Consider the following 23,517-nt stretch of genomic DNA (forward strand, 5'->3'; position numbering starts at 1 on the left):
AACCGGCCAGCGCCTCCAGGGCCCGATCCAGAGCTGTCCTGACTGCCTCGACCGCTCCCAGCCCGTGCCGCACATCCCCTGCCGCTTGCGGCGCCGACCGTCCTGATCCTAGTGTGTCCACATCCCTGAACCGGCGGAGGGTTTCCTCTATGCCGGTGATTCGCTCAACGGATTGATCCACCGCAGAACCCGGCCCCGGCCGCTTTCCCCTGGAGAGTCAAACCGTTGCAGAAGCCCGCCTCTCGCCGCTTCGGCGTCCCCCTGTCCTGGCAATTGCTCACGCTCGCCCTTTTCAGCGGCAGCCTGCTCTTGGGCGCTGGGGACGCCAGGGCCGCCTGGAGCGCCGATCCCGTGCTGCGCAAGGCGGAAAAGCGCTACGGCCGCAGCGGCCCGGCCAAGGATCGCCTCCAGGCCTGGCATGACCTGTTGGAAACCGGTCGTCGCCTGACCGAACGACAGCAGCTCGAGGCCGTCAACCGCCAGTTCAATCGTCAGGTGCGTTTCACCGACGACAGCGCCCTCTGGCAACGCCGCGACTACTGGGCCACGCCCGTGGAAACCCTGGCCAAGGGCGCCGGGGACTGCGAAGACTTCGCCCTGGCCAAATACTTCACGCTGCTGCAGCTAGGCGTTGAGCCGAGCAAGCTGCGCATCACCTACGCGCGGGCCCTTGAGCTGAACCAGGCGCACATGGTGGTGACCTACCACGAGTCGCCGGATGCCGAGCCGCTGGTGCTCGACAACCTGGTGGACGACATCCTCCCCGCGTCCCGGCGCAAGGACCTGGCCCTGCGCTACGCCTTCGACGCCGACGGTCTTTACACCTTGAAGGGCGGCGCGCCCAGACGCGTCGGCAATACCGCCGAACTGCCGTTCTGGCAGGGCCTGCTGGCGCGCATGGAGCGGGAAGGCTTCGTGCTGTAACTACGGAGCCGCCCCTACCTACTGGTAGCTGCCCAGGAATGCCTCGGCGAAACCCTGCAACGACGAGGCCGGCAAACGGTTGATGCCAGCGGCGCGCTTGCGTCCTCCTCCGGTTGCGAAGCCCCGGCAGAAAGCATCCGCTTCCAGGCTGGCGTCGGCCGGCACTCGCAGGCTGAAAGTCCAGTCCCCATCGCCCCGTGCACTCAGCAGGCCCAATGCCCGCCGCGGGTCCCGCGCTGCCAATTGGTTGGCCAGCACCCCGCTGACCCGCCGCGCCCAGGGTTCTGCCGGCAAGCGATAGAGCGTCGCGCCCTCCCCCGCTTGCCAGGGCTCGAGTCGGGTCGCAGCCGCCATGTCGGCACCGTACCCCTCACGCAAGCGGGCGAAGCTGGGGCTCTGCCGGATGAAGTCCAACGGATCGTCGTAGGGCGACAGCTCCGCCGCCAGCGCCAGCGGATCGAAATGCAAGTCGTCCAGGCTGTCGCCATAGGCGTTGTAGTTCAGCAACTGGCCCAGCTCTGCTAGCGCCTCGATATCTACCGCGCCCAGCCCATGACGCTCGGCCAGCGCCCTGGCCGGCCCGGCCATGCCATCCCCGAAGGCCGCCGCCACCGTCCAGCGATGGAATCGCCCCGCGAGGAAGCGATCCACCAGCAGGCTGGTGCAGACATCCGCGGCCGTGTCGATGAAGGACTCGAACGCCGGGTGCTCAGGCAGTTCACCCGCGAAGTGGTGATCGAAGTAGCGGACTCGGGCCCCCGCATCGAGCAGGCGCGCGACGTCCGAGCGATTCTGTTCATGGGCGATGTCCAGCACCGTGACCCGCTCGCCCGGGCCGGCCTGCACCCGGTCGAGCAGGCCGATATCGCGCTTCACGCCACTGACGAGGTGCACGTCGGCGGCCAGTTCGCCGGCCAAGCGCAATTGCTGGAGGGCGCAGAGTCCGTCCGCGTCGCCGTTGAAGGCGCAATGATCGAGCATCTTCATTCCCCCGCGCTCAGCGCATCAGCTCGCCGCCGTTGGCGTCCAGTTGCGCGCCGTTGATGGCGCTGGCGTAGTCGGAGACCAGGAACAACGCCGCACGGGCGCATTCCTCGTCGCCCGGCATGCGTCCGCCGGGAATGCCCTGGCTGAACTCCGCGCGCACCTGTTCCTCGCTGACACCGCGCGCGGCGGCGGCCTGGCGCACATGGGCCTGCACCGGCTCGCCCCACATCCAGCCACAGGCCAGGCCGTTCACCCGCAAGCCGTGCCCGGCGAGTTCGGCGGCCAGGTAGCGCACCGCCACCGCCAGGCTGCCCTTGGAGATCGCATAGGCGCCGCCCCCCGCGTAGGGCTTGAACACGCCCAGGGTGCTGATCATGGTGATGGCACCGGAACGCTGCGCCTTCATCTGTGGCAGCACCGCACGGGTCAGGTGCAGCGAGCCGAACAGGTTGACCTCCAGGGCCTCCTGCAGCAGCGGGTCGGTGCAGCTTTCCAGGGATTCGAAACCGCCGTGGGCGTAAGCGCTGTTGACCAGGGCATCGATGCGTCCGAAGCGTTCCACCGTTGCCTCGGCGAATCGGCGACAGGCGTCGGCGTCGCTCACATCGGTGGGCATCCACAGCACCTGGCAATCGGTTCCCAGGGCCTGGATGCGCTGCTCCGCCTCGCGCAGGCGCTCTTCATTGCGGGCACAAATCGCCACGGCACGTGCGCCTTCACGCGCCGCTTCCAGGGCGAGCTTGATACCCATACCCGGGCCGATACCGGAGATCATTACAACCTTGTCGTTCAGCAGCATGTTCGTGTCCTTTTGTTGTTATTGATCTGCTTTTCGTAGGAGCGAGCTTGCTCGCGAACGCGGAGCCCGATTCGCGAGCAAGCTCGCTCCTACACGGAAGCACCAGTCAGATAGCGGCTTCGGTAATCGCCGTAGTCGCGCTGCAGGCGCGCGTCGTCGAGGCCGAAGGTGGCCGGGTCGTACTGGTGCGCTGCACGCTTCTCGCGGCCATTGCGCGAGAGCCAGTCCGCCATCGCCTCACGCACCTCAGGCGTCAGTTCCAGGCCGGCGAAGCGATAGATGCGTTCGGCCACGCCCAGCGGGTCGGTCACCGTGTCCTCGAAGTGCAGGTCGAAGAACGCGCCGTCCGACAGGCCTTCGCGCACCGCCATGCTGTGGCGCAGGGCGCGGGCCATGCGGCTGTTCCACTGCTCGCCGACCTGGGCGGGATCGGCCTGGTCGCTGTAGATCTGCCAGAGGGTGTGGATAAAGCTCGCCAGTGACGGAATGGTCTTGCCCGGATCGCGATGGGTGAGGATCACCTGCGCCTTCGGGAACACTTTCAACAGGACTTCCAGGGTGTGCAGGTGCTGCGGGCTCTTCAGCAGCCAGCGACGCCCCGGCGCGATGCCGCGACGCGCCTGCTGCCATTGCAGGAACTGCAGCATCTTCTTCAGGTACGCGTAGACCTGGGTCTGGTCCTGGCGGTCGAGCCAGGCGGTGTAGGCCGGCACGTTGACGTAGGAATCCATCGCACAGAGGAACGAGTGCTCCATAAGCATGAACTCTTCATCCGGCTGCTCGGCGTCCAGCGGATGGATCGCCAGGATCTGCGGCACGAACTCGATCATCGCCGCGACCTCGGCGCGTGCCCGCTCGATCCGCACCTGCGGCCGCTCCAGGGTTTCGCCCTCCAGCGGGGCCGGGTAGCGGGTTTCCCACCACTGCGCCTTGCTGAACTGCGGGTCTACCGACAGCAGCCGTTGCAGCAGCGTGGTGCCGGTGCGTGGCAGGCCGACGATCACCAACGGGTCGTCGATGGGCTGCTGGAGAATCTCCGGGTGGTGCTTGCAGTGATCCTCGATCACCAGGCGGTTCACCAGCTGCGCCACCAGCTTTTCCCGAAGCAGCGCCCGGCCTTGGGCAGACAATTGCGCCTCTGCGTGCAAGGCATCGGCCAGCACCACAAGGGCCTGGCGGTAGTCACCGGGGCCGAAGTCATCCAGCCCACCAGCGCGGCGGCTGGCTTCGGCGAGCAGACTGTCCAGGGAGAAATCGTCACCGGCGGAAATGGGACTGGTCATTGCAACTCCTTGAGGTGGTCGAGCTTGACCACGCGGGTAACGGGGTGGAAGGGACGCTCGGCGCCGACCCAGCGCAGGCAGAAGGTGCCGTCGGCGTGGCCGGCGGTTTCCAGCCAGTTGGGCAGGCCCGGGTCGCGGTGGCTCAGCACCATGCGCACGCCGCCGTGTGCGTCCGGCTGCGCCGAATGCTTGTTCAGGCAGATGCGGTGATGGCGGTAGTCGAGGGACTCCATCCAGTAGTTGTTGATCTGCAGGTTCCAGAAGTCGCAATCCGGTACCTGGTCGACCTCGATCAGCAGCGCTTCGTCGTCCGCCAGCGACCAGTAGCCGTGGTAGTAGAAGATGTTCGGGTCGCCGCCCACCGCCTGGCACAGGGCCTGGTCCGCCGGAGGCAGCTGGTTGGTATGGGTCTGGTAGCCCTGGGCCCAGTTGGCGAACAGACGCGCAGTGTTCTCGACGAAGCTGGCGACCCGCCCCAGGCTCTGCTGCAGACGTTCTGCACTCAGCGGTTCGGGCTTCTGCTGGCTATCCAGACGTTCGATGCGCAGCTGCGCAGGCTGCTCGCTGGCGCGGTCGAGGAAGGTCTGGCGGACGATCAGCGCGTTGCTTTCGGGCTCCAGACGCAGCCAATTGCCGGCGTTCACGCGGTCCTGGCTGAGGATGATTTCGAAGCTGCCGTCAGCGTCGAGCTGCAGTTGGCTGGCGTCGATGAAACCGGTCTGGATCATCTTGCCGTCGCTCTCGTAGCCGCCCTTCTGGGTGCCGAAACTCAGGTAGGACACACTCCCCCGACGGCCACTGACGCGGTACTGATTCGCGCCGTTGAGGCGGGCGTACTGGTAGAGGTTGTCCGGGTTGTCGGCGCCTATCTTCGCGGTCTCATGGGACGGCGAGAAGAAGCCGGGGAAGTCCGGATCGGCGAACTCCAGGTGCATTTCCAGGGCGATGCGCAGCAGGCGGGTCAGGTAGCGGAAGCCCTCGGCGCGGGTCTGCGCATCGCTGGGTGCCTCACTTCGCAGGATCTGCTCACCGCTCCGTTTGAGCTGGTCGCAGAAATCGCTCCAGACCTGCCCGGTCAGCACCTGCTGTTCGATTCCATCTGTGGCCATTTCGGTCTCCTCTGGTCCGGCGGAACACCCGCCACTGCGGAAACCTTAGGGAGATGGACAGGACGGATTCTTCGTCTGGGCGGACTAAATCACCGGCTGGCTCGCTGCTGGATGTAGGAGCGAGCTTGCTCGCGAAAAGGGGCGCGCTATTCGCCAGCAAGCTGGCTCCTACAAGGGGAACCTAGGCTCGTAGGGTGGGCTTCAGCCCACCAACCAAGGCCGTGGGTCGAAGGAGACGGGAACCTAGTCCACCCGGACGAGGAACTGGCGGCAGCGGGCGCGGAGCATCGGCCGGATCGGCGTCGCGCGGTGCGGTGCCTGTTTCCCGAGGAATCCCCGATGGCTGAAGAGAAGAACCTGGTGCGGTCGCTGACCGTGGATATCGCCGCCCCCGCCGAGCTGGTCTGGTCAGTGCTGGTGGACCTTGCGCGCTACCCCGAATGGAACCCCTTCACCGTGAAGGTGGAGTCCAGCCTGCGTCTGGGCGAGCCGGTGAACCTGTACCTGCCCAACCCCGCCAGCCCCGGTGAGCTGCTGCATGTGGTCGAGCAACTGGCCAGCTTCGAGCCACCGCGCCTGCTGGCCTGGGAGATGCACGCCAGCGCGAGCAATCCCGACGCCGCGCGCCGCGAGCAGCTGATCGAAGCCACCGGGCCGAAGAGTTGCCGCTACCACACCACCGACCTGTTCCTCGGTGACACCGCCGACCAGGTGATGGAACTGCATGGACCCTGGGTCAAGCAGGGCTTCGATGCGGTGGCCCTGGCGGTCAAGGCACGCGCCGAAGCGCTGTTCGCCGAGCTCCGCTGAAACTTCGTCTGCTCGGACGAAGAACCCCCGACGACGCTTTCCCTACCGTGGAAAAAAGCCGGCTCACAGCACGTGGAGCCGGCCTCACCCAAGGAGGCAAGCGATGCTGACTCACCTGCAACGCCTGGAAGCCGAAAGCGTCCAGATCATCCGCGAAGTGGTCGCCGAGTGTGAAAACCCGGTGATGCTCTACTCCATCGGCAAGGACAGCGCGGTCATGCTGCACCTGGCGATGAAGGCCTTCGCTCCGGGCAAACCGCCCTTCCCTCTGCTGCACGTGGACACCACCTGGAAGTTCCGCGAAATGATCGCCTTCCGCGACCAGACCGCCGAGCGTCTGGGCCTGGAACTGCTGGTGCACATCAACCCGGAAGGCCAGGAACGCGGGATCAACCCCTTCACCCACGGCTCGGCGCTGCACACCGATATCTGGAAGACCCAGGGACTGAAGCAGGCCCTGGACCTGTACGGCTTCGACGCGGCCTTCGGCGGTGCCCGCCGTGACGAGGAGAAATCCCGGGCCAAGGAGCGCGTGTTCTCGATCCGCTCCGAGCAGCACCGCTGGGACCCCAAGCAGCAGCGCCCGGAACTCTGGCGCCTGTACAACACCCGCAAGCGCAAGGGCGAAAGCCTGCGGGTGTTCCCGCTCTCCAACTGGACCGAGCTGGATATCTGGCAATACATCTACCTCGAGGGCATTCCAATCGTGCCGCTCTACTTCGCCCAGGAGCGCCCAGTGGTGCGCCGCGACGGCACGCTGATCATGGTCGATGACGAGCGCATGCCGCTGCTCCCCGGCGAATCCCCCGAGCTGCGCAAGGTGCGCTTCCGCACCCTCGGCTGCTATCCCCTGACCGGCGCCATCGACAGCGACGCCGACAACCTGCCGGCGATCATCCAGGAAATGCTGGTGAGCCGTACCTCCGAGCGCCAGGGTCGGCTGATCGACAGCGACTCGGCCGGTTCCATGGAGAAGAAGAAACAAGAGGGCTACTTCTGATGAACGCCAAGATCGAACTCGACCAGTACCTTGAGCAGCAACAACAGAAGGACCTGCTGCGCTTCATCACCTGCGGCAGCGTCGACGACGGCAAGAGCACCCTGATCGGGCGCCTGCTGTACGAAACCAAGGTGCTATTCGAAGACCAGCTCGGCCAACTGGAGGCGGACTCGAAGAAGCTCGGCACCCAGGGCGGCGAACTGGACTTTGCACTGCTGGTGGATGGCCTGGCCGCTGAGCGCGAGCAAGGCATCACCATCGACGTCGCCTACCGTTTCTTCGCCACCGACAAGCGCAAGTTCATCGTCGCCGATACCCCCGGCCACGAGCAGTACACGCGCAACATGGTCACCGGCGCCTCCACGGCCGACCTGGCGGTGATCCTCATCGACGCCCGCCAGGGCCTGCTGCCGCAAACCCGTCGGCACAGCTACCTGGTGTCGCTGCTGGGCATCCGCCAGGTGCTGGTGGCGGTGAACAAGATGGACCTGATGGATTACTCGGAGGAGGTCTTCAATCGCATCGAAGCCGATTACCGCGCCTTCGCCGCACAGCTTGGCCTCACCGACATCCAGTGCATTCCGCTGTCGGCGCTCAAGGGTGACAACCTCTTGGAAGGCAGCGCCAACATGCCTTGGTACCAGGGCCCGAGCCTGCTCCAGCACCTGGAGAACGCGCCCCTGGAAGCGGCCCGTGCCGGTGCCGCCTTCCGCCTTCCGGTGCAATGGGTGAACCGCCCGAACCTGGACTTCCGTGGTTTCGCCGGCAACGTCGCGGCGGGGACCATCCGCGTCGGCGAACGCATTCGCGTGCTGCCCTCGGGTCAGCAGAGCCGCGTCGCCGGCATCCTCGGCATGGCTGGCGCACAGGAAGAAGCCATCAGCGGCCAGGCCGTGACCCTGACTCTGGAAGACGAGATCGACATCAGCCGTGGCGACCTGATCGTCCGCGCCGATGCGCCGCCCGCCGTGGCCGACCAGTTCGAAGCCACCCTGGTGTGGATGGGCGAGGAGCCCATGCTGCCCGGCCGCCCCTACCTGATGAAAATCGGCTGCCGCACCCTCGGCATGAGCTGCGCCACCTTGAAGCACAAGGTCAACGTCAACAGCCTCGAACAGCTCGCGGCGAAAACCCTGGAGCTCAACGAGATCGGGGTGTGCAACCTGAGCCTGGACCAGGCGATCGCCTTCGATCCCTACGGGGAAAACCGCGATACCGGCGGTTTCATCATCATCGACCGGCTGAGCAACCAGACCGTCGGCGCCGGCATGCTGCACTTCGCCCTGCGTCGCGCACAGAACGTGCACTGGCAGGCCATCGACGTGAACGGCGCGGCCCGCGCCACGCTGAAGGGCCAGACACCGCGCATCCTCTGGTTCACCGGGCTTTCCGGGGCGGGCAAGTCCACCATCGCCAACCTGGTAGAGCGCAAGCTCCATGCCCTGGGCCGGCACACCTACCTGCTGGACGGCGACAACGTGCGCCACGGCCTCAACCGCGACCTGGGCTTCAGCGAAGCCGACCGGGTGGAGAACATCCGCCGGGTAGCCGAAGTGGCGCGGCTGATGCTGGATGCGGGGCTGATCACGCTGGTGTCGTTCATCTCCCCCTTCCGCGCCGAACGCGAACTGGCACGCAGCCTCGCGGGCGACGGTGCCTTCCTGGAGATCTTCATCGACGCATCCCTGGAGCTGGCCGAGAGCCGCGACCCCAAGGGCCTCTACCAGAAAGCCCGGCGCGGTGAACTGAAGAACTTCACCGGCATCGATTCGCCCTACGAGCCACCGCTGGCGCCGGACCTGCGCATCGATACGGCGAGCGAATCAGCCGAAGCCGCCGCCGAGCGCATCGTTGAGCACCTGTTGGCGCTCTAAGCCCGCTTGGTCTGTAGGAGCGAGCTTGCTCGCGAATGTCCCGTACTCGGAAGTTCGCGAGCAGAGCTCGCTCCTACATTTCCCAGCCAACCAAATCGATCCCCTACCGCCACTAGGCCGAACGGACGATTTATCCACAGCCAGCGCCGCCAATACTCAGCCGATCCAGCCCGACAACCACAACAAGAGAAGCGAGGATGGACGACCTTCGACATGCCCATGAACTGGCGGGAATCAGTGCCGCCGAACTCAGCGAACTGCTGGCACTGAACTACCGCGGACCGCAGGAACCCACACCCTGGGCCAGCCTGCTGGAAGCGCTGCGCCAGCGTTTGGACGCGAGCTACCTCACTCTCGTGCTGCGCAATCCCGCCCACGAGCGACCGGGGCTGATCGTCAATGCCTCGATCCATGGCCCGCACCTGCCCGGCGAGCCCTCCTACAGCGAGCATTACTACGCCATCTGCCCCTTCCTCAACTGGCCCGCCGACCAGGTCGCCAGCGCCGACCAGGTGCTGGGGACCGAACACTGGCTGGCCCACGACTTCTACCAGAGCTACCTGCGCCCGCTCGACCTGCGCTACGTGCTGGTGGCCAACATGCAGACGGCGGCCGGCATGCACTGCGCCCTGTTCGCGTGCCGGGGACATGCCGGACGGGATTTCGACGCCGCGGAAACAGCCCTGGTGCGACTGCTCCTGCCGCACCTGCAACAAGCCGTGGACTTGCACTCGACGATGGACCAACTGGACTCAGAGCGCCGCCTCTATGCCGTGACCATCGACCGGTTGCTGGTGGGCACCGCCATCCTCGACCAGACCGGCAAGGTGATGAACAGCAACCAGGCCGCCCAGCGCCTGTTCGCCGCCCGGGATGGCCTCGAATGCCACCAGGACAAGCTGCGGGCCTTCGCCGGCCAGGACAACCGCAACCTGCAGCGCAACATCCAGACCATGCTGCAGCACCACCAGCACGGCAGGGACGACTGCATCGAGGTATTGACCCTGACGCGCCCCACCGGAGAGGTGCCGCTCAACCTGCTGCTGCGCCCCATCGCCCTGAACTACGAGGGCCAGGGCAACGCCCGCCGTCCTGCGGTGGCCGTGTTCATCCGCGATCCGGGCGATTCGCCGCAAGCCTCGCGATGCCTGCTGCGCAGCCTGTTCCAGCTGACCCGCACGGAAACCGAAGTGGCGATGCTGATGATGGATGGCCTGACCCTGGACGAAAGCGCCGAGCGACTCGGCGTATCACGCAACACCGTACGCGCCCACCTACGCGGTGTATTCGCCAAGACCGGCGCCACGCGCCAGGCGCAATTGGTGAAGACCTTGCTGAACAGCGTGGCTTCGTTGGCGTGAGAGAAGCGGTAATCCCCTCGCGCCGGCACCGTTTTGTGTAGGAGCGAGCTTGCTCGCGAAAGATCGCGCTCGAACTCTTCGCGAGCAAGCTCGCTCCTACAAAGTTCCTAGGAGGCCAGTCTTCGCAACGCGTCCTTGGTCACCTTGCCGGCGGCATTCAACGGCATGGCGTCCAACACCTGCGCACGGCGCGGGACCTTGTAGTTGGCCATCTGCTCGCGGCACCAGCCGAGGAACTCACCGGTATCCAGCTGCTGGCCGGACGCGGGCAGGAGGAAGGCCATGGCCACCTCTCCCAGGCGCTCGTCAGGAATGCCGATCACCGCTGCCTGGGCCACGCCCGGATAGCGCAGGATCACCTGTTCGATCTCCGCCGGGTACACGTTGAAGCCGCCGGTGATGAACATGTCCTTGATGCGGTCGGTGATGCGCAGGTAACCGTCCTCATCCAGCACGCCGATGTCGCCGGTGTGCAGCCAACCCTCGGCATCGATGGCTTCAGTGGTGGCTTCGGGGTTGTTGAAGTAGCCCTGCATCAGGTTGTAGCCACGCACCAGCAATTCGCCCGGTTCGCCCGGCGGTACCGAGTTGCCACTGGCATCGACGCAGCGCACTTCCACATCGGGGAAGGCGCGGCCCGAGGTGGTCGCCACCCGCTCGGCGGAATCCTCCGGACGGCAGATGGTAACGAAGCCGCAGGCCTCGGTCAGGCCGTAGGCGGTGACGATGGTTTCGAAGCCAAGCTCGCTGCGCATGCGCCGCACCATTTCCACCGGCACCGAAGCCGCACCGGTCACCGCGACCCGCAAGCTGGAAAGGTCGAAGCGCTGGCGCTCGGGGAAGGCCAGGATCGATTGGTACAGGGTCGGCGGCCCGGGGAGCACGTTCACCCGCTCGCGGGCAACGCGTTCGAGCATCACCGGCACATCGAACACCTGCTGCGGCAGGATGCAGCAACCGCGCATCAGCGCGGCCAGCCAGCCGGCCTTGTAGCCGAAGCTGTGGAAGAACGGGTTGACGATCAGGTAGCGATCACCCTGGCGCAGGCCGACCATGGCGCTCCAGTCGCGGACGATGCGCAGGTTCTGGCCGTGGGCGGTCATCACGCCCTTGGGTTTGCCGGTGGTGCCTGAGGTGAACAACAGGTCCGACAGGCTGTGCTCGTCCACCTGGCTTTCGCGCACCACCAGCTCCGCCGGGGATACCTCGTCCGCCAGCGCCATGAAATCGTCCCAGCCCAGGCAACCCGGTGCCGCGCCGCGCAAGCAGATACGCGTGCGCAGATCCGGCAGCGCTTCACCGGCCAGCAGCGACGGGTAGTCGGTGCCAAGGAATTCGCCGATCACGAACAGCAGGCTGGCGCCGCTCTCGCGCAGGATGAAGCCCGCCTCGCTGCCTTTCATCCGCGTGTTCAGCGGCACCAGCACCGCGCCGACGCTTTGCAGGGCGATGGCGGCGACTATCCACTCGTGGACGTTCGGCGCCCAGATCGCCACCCGCTCGCCGGCCTGGATGTCCAGCGCCAGCAGGGCGAGGGCGGCCTGACGGCGCAACTGGTCGAGCCGGTGGTAGCTGATGCGGACGCTGTCGTCCTCGATGGCCATGGATTCGCCGTAGCGGGTCGCGGTGGCGGCCAGCAGCTGAGGAATGGTCAGGACGCTTTCCAGGTCGGTCATGGGCTTTTCTCGGGGCGCGACGGGGCAGCGGCCGGGTAAACCCGGCCGTGGCATGGATGGGAAATCAGGCTTGCGGCGGTGCGAAACGGCGGCCGGCGGAGAAGCCGCCATCCACCGCGATCATCTGTCCGCTGACGAAGGAGGCATCGTCGGACGCGAGGAACAGCGCCACGCTGGCCACCTCTTCCGGCTGCCCGGCACGGCAGAGCATGTGCTGGGACGCGAAGTAGGCGTGGAACTCCTTCTGCTCCTTGACCATCTGGGTCATGGGCGTGTCGATCAGTCCCGGGCAGAGGCCGTTGACGCGGACATTGGCGTGGCCGTAGTCGATGGCCATGGAGCGGGTCAGCTGGGTGATGCCGCCCTTGGCGGTGTTGTAGGCGGCGTTGCCGTCGCAACCCTGCAGGCCGAAGATCGAACCGAAGTTGATGATCGAGCCGCCGCGCTGGGCGACCATTTGCGGCAGTGCGTAGCGGCTGGTGAGCATGGAGCCGGTCAGGTGGATATCCAGGACCCGGCGCCATTCCTCGGTGCTGGTCTCGGTGATGCTGCCACGGCTGGCGATGCCGGCGGCGTTGACCAGTGCGTCGATGCGGCCGAAGCGTGCAACCACTTCTTCCATGACGGCCTGCACCCGCGCTTCATCGCACACATCGAGGCTCATGAACACCGGTGCCGGGCTCAGCCCTTCCAGGCTCGCGGCGACATCCGCGCGAGGCTCACCCAGATCCAGTCCGATGACCTGCGCGCCTTCGGCGGCGAAACGACGAACACAGGCGAGACCGATACCCGATGCAGCTCCGGTGATGACCGCGACCTTGCTAGACAGACGTGCCATGGGAAACCTCGTTGCTTGTTCTTGGAATGGGGTTTTCGGCGGAGTTTACCGTCGGAGTGGGCAGGAGTGATCGTCCGTTGAGACTACGCGTCCCTCCCTTGTGGGAGCGATTTCAATCGCGAATGCCGCGCCCACCGGAAACACCGTTGGTGGAAGTGAAAAGCGACTTCCACCCTACACGCTACGCCGTCCCCGTAGGTTGTGGCTGAGCTACGCGAAGCCCAACAAATCCATGCCCCCTGTTGGGCTTCGCTGCGCTCTGCCCAACCTACATCTTCAAATAAAAAACCCGGCCGAAGCCGGGTGTAAAGGCACTGACATACACGCTCAATACCACCCGCAAGGGCGGTAGTCCCCGGCTGTCACCCCGGAAACTTCAGTTTCAGCCGCGCGCTGCCGGGGCGGCCCTGGCATGCCAGGGTCCAGCCTTCGGCAAGTTCCGCGGGGCTGAGAATATCGTTGCGGGAGAGCACCACTTCGCCCTCCTCCACCTTGCACATGCAGGCGCCGCAGAAGCCTTCTTCGCAGGAGTAAGGCGCGTCGAGGCCGGCATTGCGCATGCTCTGCAGCAGGGTCTCGCCCGATTGCACGGGCACTTCGCTGAGCTGGCCGTCGAGTTCCACCAGCAGTTGCTCCGCCTCGACGCCGGCGGCCGCCGGAACGGTCTCCTGGGCATCCGGATCGGGCGGCGAGACAAAGCGCTCCACATGAATGCGCTCACGCGCTTCCCCCAGCCCCAGTAGCGCCCCTTCCACGGTGTCCATGAAAGGACCAGGCCCGCAGATGTAGAACTCCGCACCGGCGTGGCCGCGCACCAGCTGGCGCACTTCGCCCTGGCTGAGGAAGCCCTGCACCGAATCCAGCACATGCACCACTTCCAGCTGGTCCACATGGGCCTTGGCCAGTGCCTTCAGCTCATCGCGGAAGATCACCGAGGCTTCGTCGCGATTGGCATACACCAGCTTGATCCGGCGGTCGGTGGTCTTCAGCGCCGATTTGAGAATGGAGAACACCGGGGTGATCCCCGAACCGCCGCCGAACAGCACCAGGTCATGCGAACCGGGACGCAGGTGGAAATGCCCCGCGGGCGGCAGCACCTCCAGCAGGTCGCCGGGACGCACCTGGTCGTTGAACCAGTTGGATACCCGGCCGCCGTCCACCCGTTTGACGGTGACCTTCGGCAGGGTGTCGCAATCCGGCGAACTGGACATGGAATAGCAGCGTGTCAGTCGCTTGCCACCGAGCACCACGCGAAAGCCCAGGTACTGCCCCGGCTTGTACTGGAAGCGCGCTTCCAGCCCAGCGGGAATCCGCAGCACCAGCGAACGGCTGTCGTGGGTCTCGTTGATCACCTCGGCCACTTCCAGCTGGAAGGCGCCGGACTGCTGCGGCTCGATCACAAGTGGCTGCACGCTACCCATCACACTCTCCGGATCAAAGCAGGCCGCTGACGGTCTGCGCGTTGTCGATGCGCATCTCGCTGCCGTTGATGAAGCGCGATTCATCGGAGGCGAGGAAGAGCACCAGGTTGGCGATGTCGCGCGGGGCGCACATGCGGTTCTTCGGATTCTGGTCCAGCACGTCCTGGGGAATCGCCTGGAAACCAGTCAGGGCCTGGGTCATGGGGGTGTTGATGCCGTCCGGGTGCACGCTGTTGCAACGGATGCGGTAGCCCTGCTCCTTGCAGTGCAGCGCCACCGAGCGAGTCAGCGCGGCCACTGCGCCTTTGGAAGCGGAGTAGGCGCAGAAGGCCGGCATGCCGCCCAGGGCCGCTACCGAGGACATGTTGACGATGGAACCGCCACCGCTGTCCTTCATTGCCGAAATCGCGTATTTGCAGCCGAGGAAGTAACCGTCGCTGTTGATGCGCTGGACCTTCTGCCACAGCTCCAGGCTGGTGTCCTCGACACTGGCCATGGCCAAAATGGCGGCGTTGTTCACCAGCACGTCGAGACGGCCGAACTTCTCCAGGGTGAGCTTGATGACGTTCTGCCAATCGGCCTCGCTGGCGATGTCCTGGCGGACGAAGATCGCATTGGCGCCGATCTCGGCAGCCACCTGGCGGCCGGCTTCCTCATTGAGGTCGGTGAGCACCACCTTCGCCCCTTCGCTGGCCAGCAACAGCGCGTCTTCGCGCCCTACCCCGCTGGCGGCGCCAGTGACGATACAAACCTTGCCTTCGACTCGTTTCATTGTTGTTCTCCTTGGGAAGCCAGAGCGGCACGAACCAGGCCCGCCACATGGGCACCGACCCGACGTCCGGAGTGGACGCAGTCGGCCAGGGACAGGCCGGACACATAGAAATTGGAGGCCACGCCCACCGCATTGCGGCCGGCGCTGAACAGGCCGGGGACGGGCTGACCGTCATCCGCCAACACCTGCCCGCTGCGTTCGCACACGGTCAGGCCGCCGAGGGTGATCACCGGGCAGGGGAAGAGCTTGCTATCGAACGAGAGGTCCAGGGCGTACCAGGGGCCTTCGTCCAGGGGCGCGAGGAAGGCGCGGGACTTGCCCAACTCGTCTTCGCGATCCCCCCTCGCCGCAGCGTTGTAGGCGGCAACCGTGCGTTCGAGGTTCGCTTGCGGCAAGCCGCTGCGCTCCGCCAGCTCGGCCAGGCTGCGGCCACGGCGGGCGTTGAACAGCATGTTGAGCACCGCAGGCAGGCGCTGGAAGGACCAGACCTTGCCCGGCCCGACCTGCGCGTAGGCTTCCTTCATCAACGCACGGTTGAGAATGAGGATGGCGCGGCCGCCCTGCTCCTCCACCATGGCGTGGCCGAGCTTGGCGCCGTACACCTCTTCGTTGCAGTAGCGCCGCCCTTCGGCATTGACGATCAGGCCACGGGCCCAGGCCAGCGGCGGATTGATGAAGCGCCAGGCGCTCGCCCGTTCCATGCGTGCGGTGCGGCCGCCGGCACTCTGGCCGAGGCGGATGCCGCTGCCATCGCATCCACTGGTGCCCAGTGGCAGGCCGTCGAGATAGCGCGGCGCATGCACGGTCAGCATGGCGCGGTTGAAAACGAATCCACCCGAGCTGAGCAGCACGCCGTGGTGGGCGCGAATCAGCCGACGCTTGGCTTGGTTCAGCTCCAGCGCACGCAGCTTGCGGCGCCAGCGATCGGCAAGCGCTGGCGCATAAGGATGGATGGCATCGGTCCAGCGGCTCAGGCGTGCATGTTTTTTTGCCGCGCCGCTACCCGCCGGCAACGCCCAGGCTTCGACGCCGAGCACGGCACCGGAATCGTCCAGTACCAGCCGCCGCACCTCGCACTGGCGCCGCAGGCGCACGCCGAGTTGCTGCGCGCTGGCAGCCAGCGGGCGGAACAGGTTGATGCCGGACATTCCCGAGCCCAGGGCCCGATGGCCACGCGGCGCCGGACGGGCCTGCGCGGCATAGCTCGGGACCGCCTCGTTGCCGGAGTAGTAGAGGAAATACTGGTCGCTGGGGTAAGAGGTTTTCAGCGGCGGCACACTGCCCTGGAAGGCCGCGCCGTGGCGTTCCAGCCAGGCCAGGTTGGCGACGCTGTTCTCGCAGAACTCGCGCAGGGTCTCGGCTGAAACGGCATTTCCGACTTCCTGGCGTAGGTAGTCGAACATGGCCTCGGGCGAGTCCTCCACACCGGCTTCGGCCTGATGCGGGGTGCCGCCACCGGCATAGACCACACCGCCGCTGCGCGCCGTGGCGCCACCGCCAGCGAAACGCTCCAGGGCGAGCACGGAAACGCCCTGGCTGGCAGCCTCGATGGCGGCGCAGACACCGGCGCCCCCAAAACCGACCACTAGTAGGTCGGCGCTGTCATCCCAGTTCAGCTGCGCGGCGTCACGTACGCGCAGCGGCGTTTCGGGGCTTTGCTCCATGGCGGTCATGGCGTGCCCTCAGCTCGCTACTGCCAGGGACGATGCCGTGGTGGTGTAGGCGCCATTGAGATAGACCAGCGGGCTGATCTCGGCGCTATTGTGAATCTCCACGATGCGGCCGATGAAGATGGTGTGGGTGCCGTAGCTGAACTTGCCGTCCTGCTGGCAGAGGATGGCGGACTGGGCATCGCCCAGGTACGGAATGCCACCCTCGCTGCTGCGCCAGTCGCCCTGCTGGAAGCGCGCTTCACCCTTCACCGGGCCGCTGCACAGGTGGGAGAGTTCCTCCTGCTCCAGCCCGAGGATGTTCACGCAGAAGTCCGCGCCCGCATCCAGCACGGCGTGTAGGGACGCGGTCTTGTTCACGCAGATGAGCAGCGACGGCGGCTCGGTGGAAAGCGAATCCACCGCAGTGGCGGACATGGCGAACCGCTCCTGGCCGTTGCTGGTGGTGATGATGGTCACGGACTTGGCCAGACGACGCATCGCCTGGAGCATCTCGCCTTTCAGATCGGCCTGGCTCATCGCACTGCCCTCTTGTTGTTCTCAAGTGGAGCCGATTCTTCGCCAGGGCCGGGCGGGCAACATCGTCCGAGGGGACTAGTCAGATCGCCGGTATGTGGGGCTCTTCACCTGTGGGGGCGAATTCATTCGCTATGCAGGCCGAAGGTCTGCCCTTCGGTCCCACAGGTGGCAGCTGCGCTGCCATTAGCGAATGAATTCGCCCCCACAAAGAGCCAGCAGCCCCCCACCTCCGGCATATGGTCCGTTTGAAGGATGCCGCCCCGCTTGCCCGTTGTTTGAATGCCCGGCGATAGGTGGAAAAGCCTTCAACAGGAGAACAACAACATGCTCGACCAAGACCTGATCCGCCAACGCCTGAAACAACGTGCCAAAGAACTGGTGCCCGTGCTGCGCGAACGCGCGCCGCTGGCTGCGAAGAACGGCCAGTTGCCCGAGGAAACCATCCGCGATTTCCACGAAGCGGGTTTCTTCCGCATCCTCCAGCCCGCGCGCTGGGAAGGCTACGAACTGGAGCCGCGTGATTTCTTCGAAGTGCAGATGACCCTCGCCGAGGGCTGCATGTCGTCCGCCTGGGTGCTGGGCGTGGTGGCCATCCACAACTGGCAGCTGGCGCTGTTCGACGACCGCGCGGCGCAGGATGTCTGGGGCCAGGATTCGAGCGTGCTGATCTCCTCCTCCTACATGCCGGTGGGCAAGGTCACCCGCGTCGACGGCGGCTTCCGCCTCAGCGGCCGCTGGGGCTTCTCCTCGGGCAGCAAGCACTGCCAGTGGGCCTTCCTCGGCGCCATGGTCCCGCCGGAGAAGGAAGGCGACGGCCCGGATTACCGCACCTTCCTGGTGCCGCGCAGCGACTACAGCATCGTCGACAACTGGGACGTGATGGGCCTGGAAGCCACCGGCTCCCACGACGTGCTGGTGCAGGACGTGTTCGTGCCAGAGCACCGCACCCACCGCTCCATCGACGGTTTCCTGCAGAACAGCCCGGGCAATGCGGTGAACACCGCTCCGCTGTTCCGTCTGCCCTTCGGGCAGATATTCGTGCGGGCGGTTTCCTCCTCCACCATCGGGGCATTGCAGGGCGCCATTGACCTGTTCGTCGAGGCCAACAAGAGCCGCGTCGGCGTGAACGATGGCCGCAAGATCATCCAGGACCCCGGCGCCCAGACGGCCCTGGCCAACGCCATGGTCACGGTGGATGAATGCCGCACGGTGTTGCTGCGCAACTTCGACCTGATGATGCAGCGCGCCAAGGCCGGCGAAGGGCTGACCATGGCTGAACGGGTGAAGATGCGCTACGACTCGGCCATCGTCCCGGACAAGTGCGCCCAGGCGGTAGAAGCGCTGATGTACAACAGCGGCGCCTCCACCATTTTCCGCAAGCACGGCATCAACCGCGCCTTCCGCGATATCCACACCGGCCGCGCCCACGTGGCCAACTGCCCGGGCAAGTACGCGCTCAACCTGGGCGGTGTGGGGATGGGGCTGGATAGCACCGACTTCTTCCTCTGATCCCTTGTAGGTGGGGTTTCGTTCCGTGTTATACCCATCCTGCGTAAGAGCTAGCTTCTGTAGGATGGGTGGAGCTTGCGATACCCATCAATCCGCGATGATGGGTATCGCTCCGCTCCACCACATCCTACGGTCCTGAGATCGCGATTCGCCGTAGGAGCCAGCTTGCTGGCGAACCCGCCTCGCCACGACGCCCGCCCCGCGCGGGCGTCGTGCTGTGTGGGGCATCAAGATGACTAGTCCCTTTGGGGGATTCAGCGCGGTTTTCGATCCCACACCATGCGCTCAAGACCCGACCTCTCCGGGTTGACCGAACGAAGAACAAGAAGGGCCAAGCGCATGAAATTCTCCCTGATCTACGAGGCACAGACGATCGACTCCAGCCGCGAGGGCGACCGTCGCATTTTCGACGAAACCGTCGAGCAGGCCGTACTCGCCGACAAGCTCGGCTTCGACACCTTCTGGTGCGTGGAACACACCGCGCTGACCAACTACTCCCACATGTCGGCGCCGGAAACCATGCTGGCCTTCGTCGCCGGCAAGACCGAGCGCATCGGCATCGGCCACGGCGTGGTCTGCCTGCCGCCGGCCATGAACCACCCGGTCAAGGTGGCCGAGCGCATCGCCACTCTCGACCTCCTGTCCAAGGGCCGCGTGCACTTCGGCGTGGGCAAGGGCGGCACCCAGCAGGAGGCCGGCACCTTCGGCTACGACCTGGCCACCCTGCAGCCGCAGATCGACGAAGCCATGTACCTGATCCCGAAGATGTTCGTGCAGGACGAGATCGAACATAACGGCGACTTCGTGAAGATCCCGAAACGCCCGATCCATCCCAAGCCCTACCAGGACCCGCACCCGCCGATGTACCTGGCCTGCACCAACACCGAGTCGCTGAAGAACGCCGGCGGCCGTGGCATGGGCGCGCTAGTACTGGGCTTCGGCGGCCCGGAGGAGATCGCCAAGAAGGTCGCCGTGTACCACGAGGCCTGGGACAACCGTGACGAGAAGAACCAGGTTGGCTTCCGCCCCAATCGCCACATCGCCGCCCTGTGCCCGGCCATCGTCCTGGAAGACAACGAGAAGGCTCGCCACATCGGCATCCGTGGCCAGCGCTACTTCATGGAATCCCTGGCGTACTGGTACGCCGGCGGTGAGCGCCCGGACCCGGAGAAGTGGAAGGACGACACCTTCGTCGACGGCAACGGCCAGGCGGTGATCAAGTCGCGCTTCGCTTCCGAGGAGGTTAAGGTCGACTTCTCCGACCCGACCATGGCGATGATGAACCCCAACCATGCCTACGGCACCGTGAGCGACTGCATCGGCTACGTGCAGCGCCTGATCGACGCCGGCGCCGACGAGATCCTCTTCATCTGCCAGATGGGCACCGTGCCGCAGTGGGCGCAGCTGGAGACGCTGAAGAACATCGGCGAGCACGTGATTCCCTACTTCCGCAAACAGAAGGACTGACCTGAGCAGCGGAGTGAGGAATGAAAAACGGGCCTTCGGGCCCGTTTTTCTTTTGGGATGGCACAACGGTAGGGGCTCTTCCTGTGGGGGCGAATTCATTCGCTAATGCAGGTCGAAGATCTGCCATTGGAATTCCGAGCGGGGCACTACTTCCCTCACCCCCAGCCCCTCTCCCAGAGGGAGAGGGGTGACTCGCGACGGCACCGCCCTGCCCTCGCACACCTCCTGTGGGGGCGAATTCATTCGCTGCAGATCGAAGATCTGCCGTAGGTTGGTGCCGAGGAACGAGGCCCAACGTTGCGGTCTCGATCGTTGGGTTTCGCTTCGCTCTACCACAACCTACTTGACTCGCAGACCCCACAATACTTCCTCGCTGCTTCTCAACCCGATTTCTTCACAATCACCTCGGCAATGCTCGCCGGTACCTCGGCGTAGCGGGCGAATTCCATGGAGAAGCTGGCCCGGCCCTGGGACATGGAGCGTACATCGGTGGCGTACCCGAACATTTCACCCAGGGGCACTTCGGCGCGGATGATCTTGCCGGACACGCCGTCGTCCATGCCGTGGATCAGGCCCCGCCGGCGGTTGAGGTCGCCCATGATGTCGCCCATGTAATCCTCTGGCGTCACCACTTCCAGCTTCATCACAGGTTCCAGCAACACTGCGCCGCCTTTCTGCGAGAGCTGCTTGGTGGCCATGGACGCGGCGACCTTGAACGCCATCTCGCTGGAGTCCACATCGTGGTAGGAACCGTCGAACACCGCAGCCTTCAGGCCGATCAGCGGGTAGCCGGCGAGTACGCCGTTCTTCATCTGTTCCTCGATGCCTTTCTGGATAGCCGGAACGAACTCGCGGGGCACGACGCCACCCACCACTTCGTTGATGAACACCAGCCCCTCCTGCCCTTCGTCGGCTGGCGCAAAGCGAATCCAGCAGTGGCCGTACTGGCCGCGACCGCCGGACTGGCGGACGAACTTGCCTTCGATCTCGCAGGTCTTGCGGATCGTCTCGCGGTAGGCCACCTGGGGCTTGCCGGTATTGGCCTCGACATTGAACTCGCGCTTCATGCGGTCGACGATGATGTCCAGGTGCAATTCGCCCATGCCGGAGATGATGGTCTGTCCGGTCTCTTCATCGGTCTTGACGCGGAATGACGGGTCTTCCTGGGCAAGCCTGCCAAGGGCGATGCCCATCTTTTCCTGGTCGGCCTTGGTCTTGGGTTCTACTGCGATGGAAATCACCGGCTCAGGGAAGTCCATGCGTTCCAGAATGATCGGTTTGTTCAGGTCGCAGAGGGTGTCGCCGGTGGTGACGTCCTTCATGCCGATCAGCGCAGCGATATCCCCGGCGCGCACTTCCTTGATCTCCGCGCGGTGGTTGGCGTGCATCTGCACCATGCGGCCGACGCGCTCCTTCTTGCCCTTCACCGAGTTGAGCACGGCATCCCCCGAGCTCAGCACGCCGGAATAGACGCGAACGAAGGTCAGGGTGCCGACGAAGGGATCGGTAGCAATCTTGAAGGCCAGGGACGAGAAGGGTTCGGTGTCGTCGGCATGACGTTCGTCTTCCTTCTCCGGGTGGTCCGGATGGGTGCCGCGAATGGACGGAATCTCGGTGGGCGCCGGCAGCAACTCCACCACGGCATCCAGCACCAGGGGCACGCCCTTATTCTTGAAGGAGGAGCCACACACGGCCGGCACCACGTCGCAGGACAGGGTGCGAATGCGCAGGCCGGTCTTGATTTCCTCCTCGGAAAGATTGCCGCCGTCGAGGTACTTGGTCATCAGCTCCTCATTGGCCTCGGCCGCGGCTTCCAGCATCACGTTGTGCCAGTGATCGGCCTCTTCCCGCAGTTCGGCGGGAATCTCCTCCTCACGGAAGCTGGCGCCCTGGTCGGTGTCGTTCCAGTAGATGGCTTTCATGCGGATCAGGTCGATCTGGCCGTTGAAGTGCTCTTCCTGGCCGATGGGCAGCTGGATCGGCACCGGCGTATGGCCGAGGCGCTTCTTGATCTGCTCCACCACCCGTAGGAAGTCGGCGCCGGCGCGGTCCATCTTGTTCACGTAGGCAATGCGCGGTACGTGGTATTTGTCGGCCTGGCGCCAGACGGTCTCGGACTGCGGCTCCACGCCATCGGCGCCACTGAACACCACTACCGCACCATCCAGCACGCGCAAGGAACGCTCCACCTCGATGGTGAAGTCGACGTGGCCGGGGGTGTCGATGATGTTGATGCGGAACTTGTCGAGCTGCTTGCGCGAACCGCTCCAGAACGCCGTGGTGGCCGCCGAGGTGATGGTGATGCCGCGCTCCTGCTCCTGGACCATCCAGTCCATGGTCGCGGCGCCGTCATGCACCTCGCCCATTTTGTGGTTGACCCCGGTGTAGTAGAGAACCCGTTCGGTGGTGGTGGTCTTGCCGGCATCCACGTGGGCCACTATGCCGATGTTGCGGTAGTGGCTGATGGGGGTTGTACGGGCCATGGCGATCACCTCCGTGCGGGTTATGGGTTATGGCAGGGCCGCACGCACTCCGGCGGTGCCAACGGCACCGGGTTCGAGTACAAGGGTTGTGGGCGAATGGCCTGCTGCACGGGAATGGCAGTCCCCAAGGCCGCACGTCCCCTCCCCTAACGCTAGCACCGCCTCGACCATGCCACTGGCCACTCATCCGCTAGTCCGGGTGGACGATGCCGGGCCGCGCGCCAGACCGCATGGTCTGGGCGCCTCCATAAAAACAAGGACCTTGCCGTGGAAAAGATCATCTACACCCTGTGGCGCGCCCCGCAGGACAGCGTCGAAAACTTCTCCCAGAAACTGCGCGGCGCGATCGCCGAACAGCTGTTCACTCTGGGCGCACGAGGCCTGCAGGTGAACCTGGCGGATGCCGACGTCGCCCCTGCCGCCGGGCTGCGCCAGGAGAACAACCGGCCGCTGCCGGACGCCACCCTGTCGCTCTGGGTCGACAGCGCCAACACCGACGTCCGCCGCCCCTTCGATGACGTCCTGAAAGCGATTTCCAGTCGCCTGGCCGCCTACCTGGTGTGCGAATCGGTGGCGATTCGCAATACCCGCTTCCCCGCCCATCCCGGCCAGCGTACCCACGGTTTCTCGCAAATCGCCTTCCTCAGCTGCCCGCCGCGCCTGACCCGCGATGCCTGGCTGGATGTCTGGCGCAACCACCACACCCGGGTCGCCATCGACACTCAGGACAACTTCCTCTACGTGCAGAACCTGGTGGTACGCGCCCTCACCCACGGCGCCGCGCCGGTGGACGCCATAGTCGAGGAAGCCTTCCCGCCGGCCGCCATGACCGATCCCATGGCGTTCTTCGATGCGGTGGGCGATGAAGTGAAGTTCCAGAAGAACCTGGCGGCGATGATGGACAGCTGCAATCGCTTCATCGACTTCGACAAGCTCGATGTGCTGCCCACCAGCCAGTACCTGCTCAAGGCAGCCGCCGCGCTGTGAGCCCAAGGGGAGCGGCCGCTCGTGCTGC

General features: G+C 65.3%; 18 protein-coding genes and 1 pseudogene. 8 read left to right on the top strand and 11 right to left on the bottom strand.

The genetic code is table 11. The features are described from left to right. The first annotated feature begins 225 nt into the window (after positions 1 to 225). Positions 226 to 924 (top strand): transglutaminase-like cysteine peptidase, encoded by a 699-nt coding sequence (locus E8E95_RS13115; protein WP_280350789.1) that lies wholly within the window; start codon positions 226 to 228, stop codon positions 922 to 924. Positions 925 to 942: 18 nt separating this feature from the next. Here E8E95_RS13115 and E8E95_RS13120 read toward each other — a convergent pair whose 3' ends face one another. The 4 genes from E8E95_RS13120 to E8E95_RS13135 form a co-directional block, all read right to left on the bottom strand. Then, positions 943 to 1,911 carry a DHH family phosphoesterase gene (locus E8E95_RS13120; RefSeq protein WP_280350790.1) on the bottom strand — a complete coding sequence of 323 codons (969 nt, stop codon included), beginning with the start codon at positions 1,909 to 1,911 and terminating at the stop codon, positions 943 to 945. 10 nt (positions 1,912 to 1,921) lie between these two features. Continuing rightward, positions 1,922 to 2,710, bottom strand: coding sequence for an SDR family oxidoreductase (locus E8E95_RS13125; protein ID WP_280350792.1), 789 nt, complete (start codon positions 2,708 to 2,710; stop codon positions 1,922 to 1,924). An 89-nt stretch (positions 2,711 to 2,799) separates the two neighbouring features. Continuing rightward, positions 2,800 to 3,993 (bottom strand): sulfotransferase, encoded by a 1,194-nt coding sequence (locus E8E95_RS13130; RefSeq protein WP_280350793.1) that lies wholly within the window; start codon positions 3,991 to 3,993, stop codon positions 2,800 to 2,802. Continuing rightward, on the bottom strand, positions 3,990 to 5,102 hold the full coding sequence (locus E8E95_RS13135; RefSeq protein WP_280350795.1) for a DUF1214 domain-containing protein: 1,113 nt from the start codon (positions 5,100 to 5,102) through the stop codon (positions 3,990 to 3,992). Before E8E95_RS13135 ends, E8E95_RS13130 begins: the two co-directional genes overlap by 4 nt. A 339-nt stretch (positions 5,103 to 5,441) precedes the next feature. Here E8E95_RS13135 and E8E95_RS13140 point away from each other — a divergent pair, with 339 nt between their 5' ends. From E8E95_RS13140 to E8E95_RS13155, 4 genes and pseudogenes are all read left to right on the top strand, one after another. Next, a complete protein-coding gene (locus tag E8E95_RS13140) occupies positions 5,442 to 5,912 on the top strand; it encodes an SRPBCC domain-containing protein (RefSeq protein WP_280350796.1) in 471 nt (156 codons plus the stop codon). Positions 5,913 to 6,006: 94 nt separating this feature from the next. Continuing rightward, a pseudogene (gene cysD, locus E8E95_RS13145) lies at positions 6,007 to 6,912 on the top strand (sulfate adenylyltransferase subunit CysD); the annotation flags it as partial. After that, the gene (cysN, locus tag E8E95_RS13150) at positions 6,912 to 8,786 is read left to right on the top strand and encodes a sulfate adenylyltransferase subunit CysN (protein ID WP_280350798.1); all 1,875 of its coding nucleotides are present in this window, start codon (positions 6,912 to 6,914) and stop codon (positions 8,784 to 8,786) included. The pseudogene cysD and the gene cysN, both read left to right, overlap by 1 nt. A gap of 197 nt (positions 8,787 to 8,983) precedes the next feature. Continuing rightward, on the top strand, positions 8,984 to 10,147 hold the full coding sequence (locus E8E95_RS13155; RefSeq protein ID WP_280350800.1) for a helix-turn-helix transcriptional regulator: 1,164 nt from the start codon (positions 8,984 to 8,986) through the stop codon (positions 10,145 to 10,147). A gap of 107 nt (positions 10,148 to 10,254) precedes the next feature. Here E8E95_RS13155 and E8E95_RS13160 read toward each other — a convergent pair whose 3' ends face one another. The 6 genes from E8E95_RS13160 to E8E95_RS13185 form a co-directional block, all read right to left on the bottom strand. Beyond that, positions 10,255 to 11,823: a FadD3 family acyl-CoA ligase gene (locus E8E95_RS13160; RefSeq protein ID WP_280350802.1), complete on the bottom strand. Its 1,569-nt coding sequence runs from the start codon at positions 11,821 to 11,823 to the stop codon at positions 10,255 to 10,257. A 64-nt stretch (positions 11,824 to 11,887) separates the two neighbouring features. Beyond that, entirely contained in the window at positions 11,888 to 12,661 is a 774-nt protein-coding gene (locus E8E95_RS13165) for an SDR family oxidoreductase (RefSeq protein WP_280350805.1), read from the bottom strand. Positions 12,662 to 13,023: 362 nt separating this feature from the next. Further along, entirely contained in the window at positions 13,024 to 14,082 is a 1,059-nt protein-coding gene (locus E8E95_RS13170) for a ferredoxin--NADP reductase (protein ID WP_280350807.1), read from the bottom strand. 13 nt (positions 14,083 to 14,095) lie between these two features. Continuing rightward, complete coding sequence (locus tag E8E95_RS13175; protein ID WP_280350809.1) at positions 14,096 to 14,854, bottom strand: glucose 1-dehydrogenase; 759 nt, start codon at positions 14,852 to 14,854, stop codon at positions 14,096 to 14,098. Continuing rightward, entirely contained in the window at positions 14,851 to 16,527 is a 1,677-nt protein-coding gene (locus E8E95_RS13180; protein WP_280350811.1) for an FAD-binding protein, read from the bottom strand. The genes E8E95_RS13175 and E8E95_RS13180 overlap by 4 nt, the downstream gene beginning before the upstream one ends. A 9-nt stretch (positions 16,528 to 16,536) precedes the next feature. Then, on the bottom strand, positions 16,537 to 17,043 hold the full coding sequence (locus tag E8E95_RS13185; RefSeq protein WP_280350813.1) for a flavin reductase family protein: 507 nt from the start codon (positions 17,041 to 17,043) through the stop codon (positions 16,537 to 16,539). Between the two features lie 324 nt (positions 17,044 to 17,367). Between E8E95_RS13185 and E8E95_RS13190 the strand changes: the two genes are divergently transcribed. Both E8E95_RS13190 and E8E95_RS13195 read left to right on the top strand, forming a co-directional pair. Then, the gene (locus E8E95_RS13190) at positions 17,368 to 18,552 is read left to right on the top strand and encodes a flavin-dependent monooxygenase (RefSeq protein WP_280350815.1); all 1,185 of its coding nucleotides are present in this window, start codon (positions 17,368 to 17,370) and stop codon (positions 18,550 to 18,552) included. 339 nt (positions 18,553 to 18,891) lie between these two features. Further along, positions 18,892 to 20,019 (top strand): LLM class flavin-dependent oxidoreductase, encoded by a 1,128-nt coding sequence (locus tag E8E95_RS13195; protein WP_280350817.1) that lies wholly within the window; start codon positions 18,892 to 18,894, stop codon positions 20,017 to 20,019. A 380-nt stretch (positions 20,020 to 20,399) separates the two neighbouring features. Here E8E95_RS13195 and fusA read toward each other — a convergent pair whose 3' ends face one another. Then, entirely contained in the window at positions 20,400 to 22,502 is a 2,103-nt protein-coding gene (fusA, locus tag E8E95_RS13200; RefSeq protein ID WP_280350819.1) for an elongation factor G, read from the bottom strand. A 267-nt stretch (positions 22,503 to 22,769) separates the two neighbouring features. Between fusA and E8E95_RS13205 the strand changes: the two genes are divergently transcribed. Then, positions 22,770 to 23,489, top strand: a complete 720-nt coding sequence (locus E8E95_RS13205) for an EthD domain-containing protein (RefSeq protein ID WP_280350821.1) — start codon at positions 22,770 to 22,772, stop codon at positions 23,487 to 23,489. Positions 23,490 to 23,517 lie beyond the last annotated feature (28 nt).

The sequence above is a fragment of the Pseudomonas sp. BN414 genome, from assembly GCF_029871275.1.
GTDB classification, from domain to species: Bacteria; Pseudomonadota; Gammaproteobacteria; order Pseudomonadales; family Pseudomonadaceae; genus Metapseudomonas; species Metapseudomonas resinovorans_C.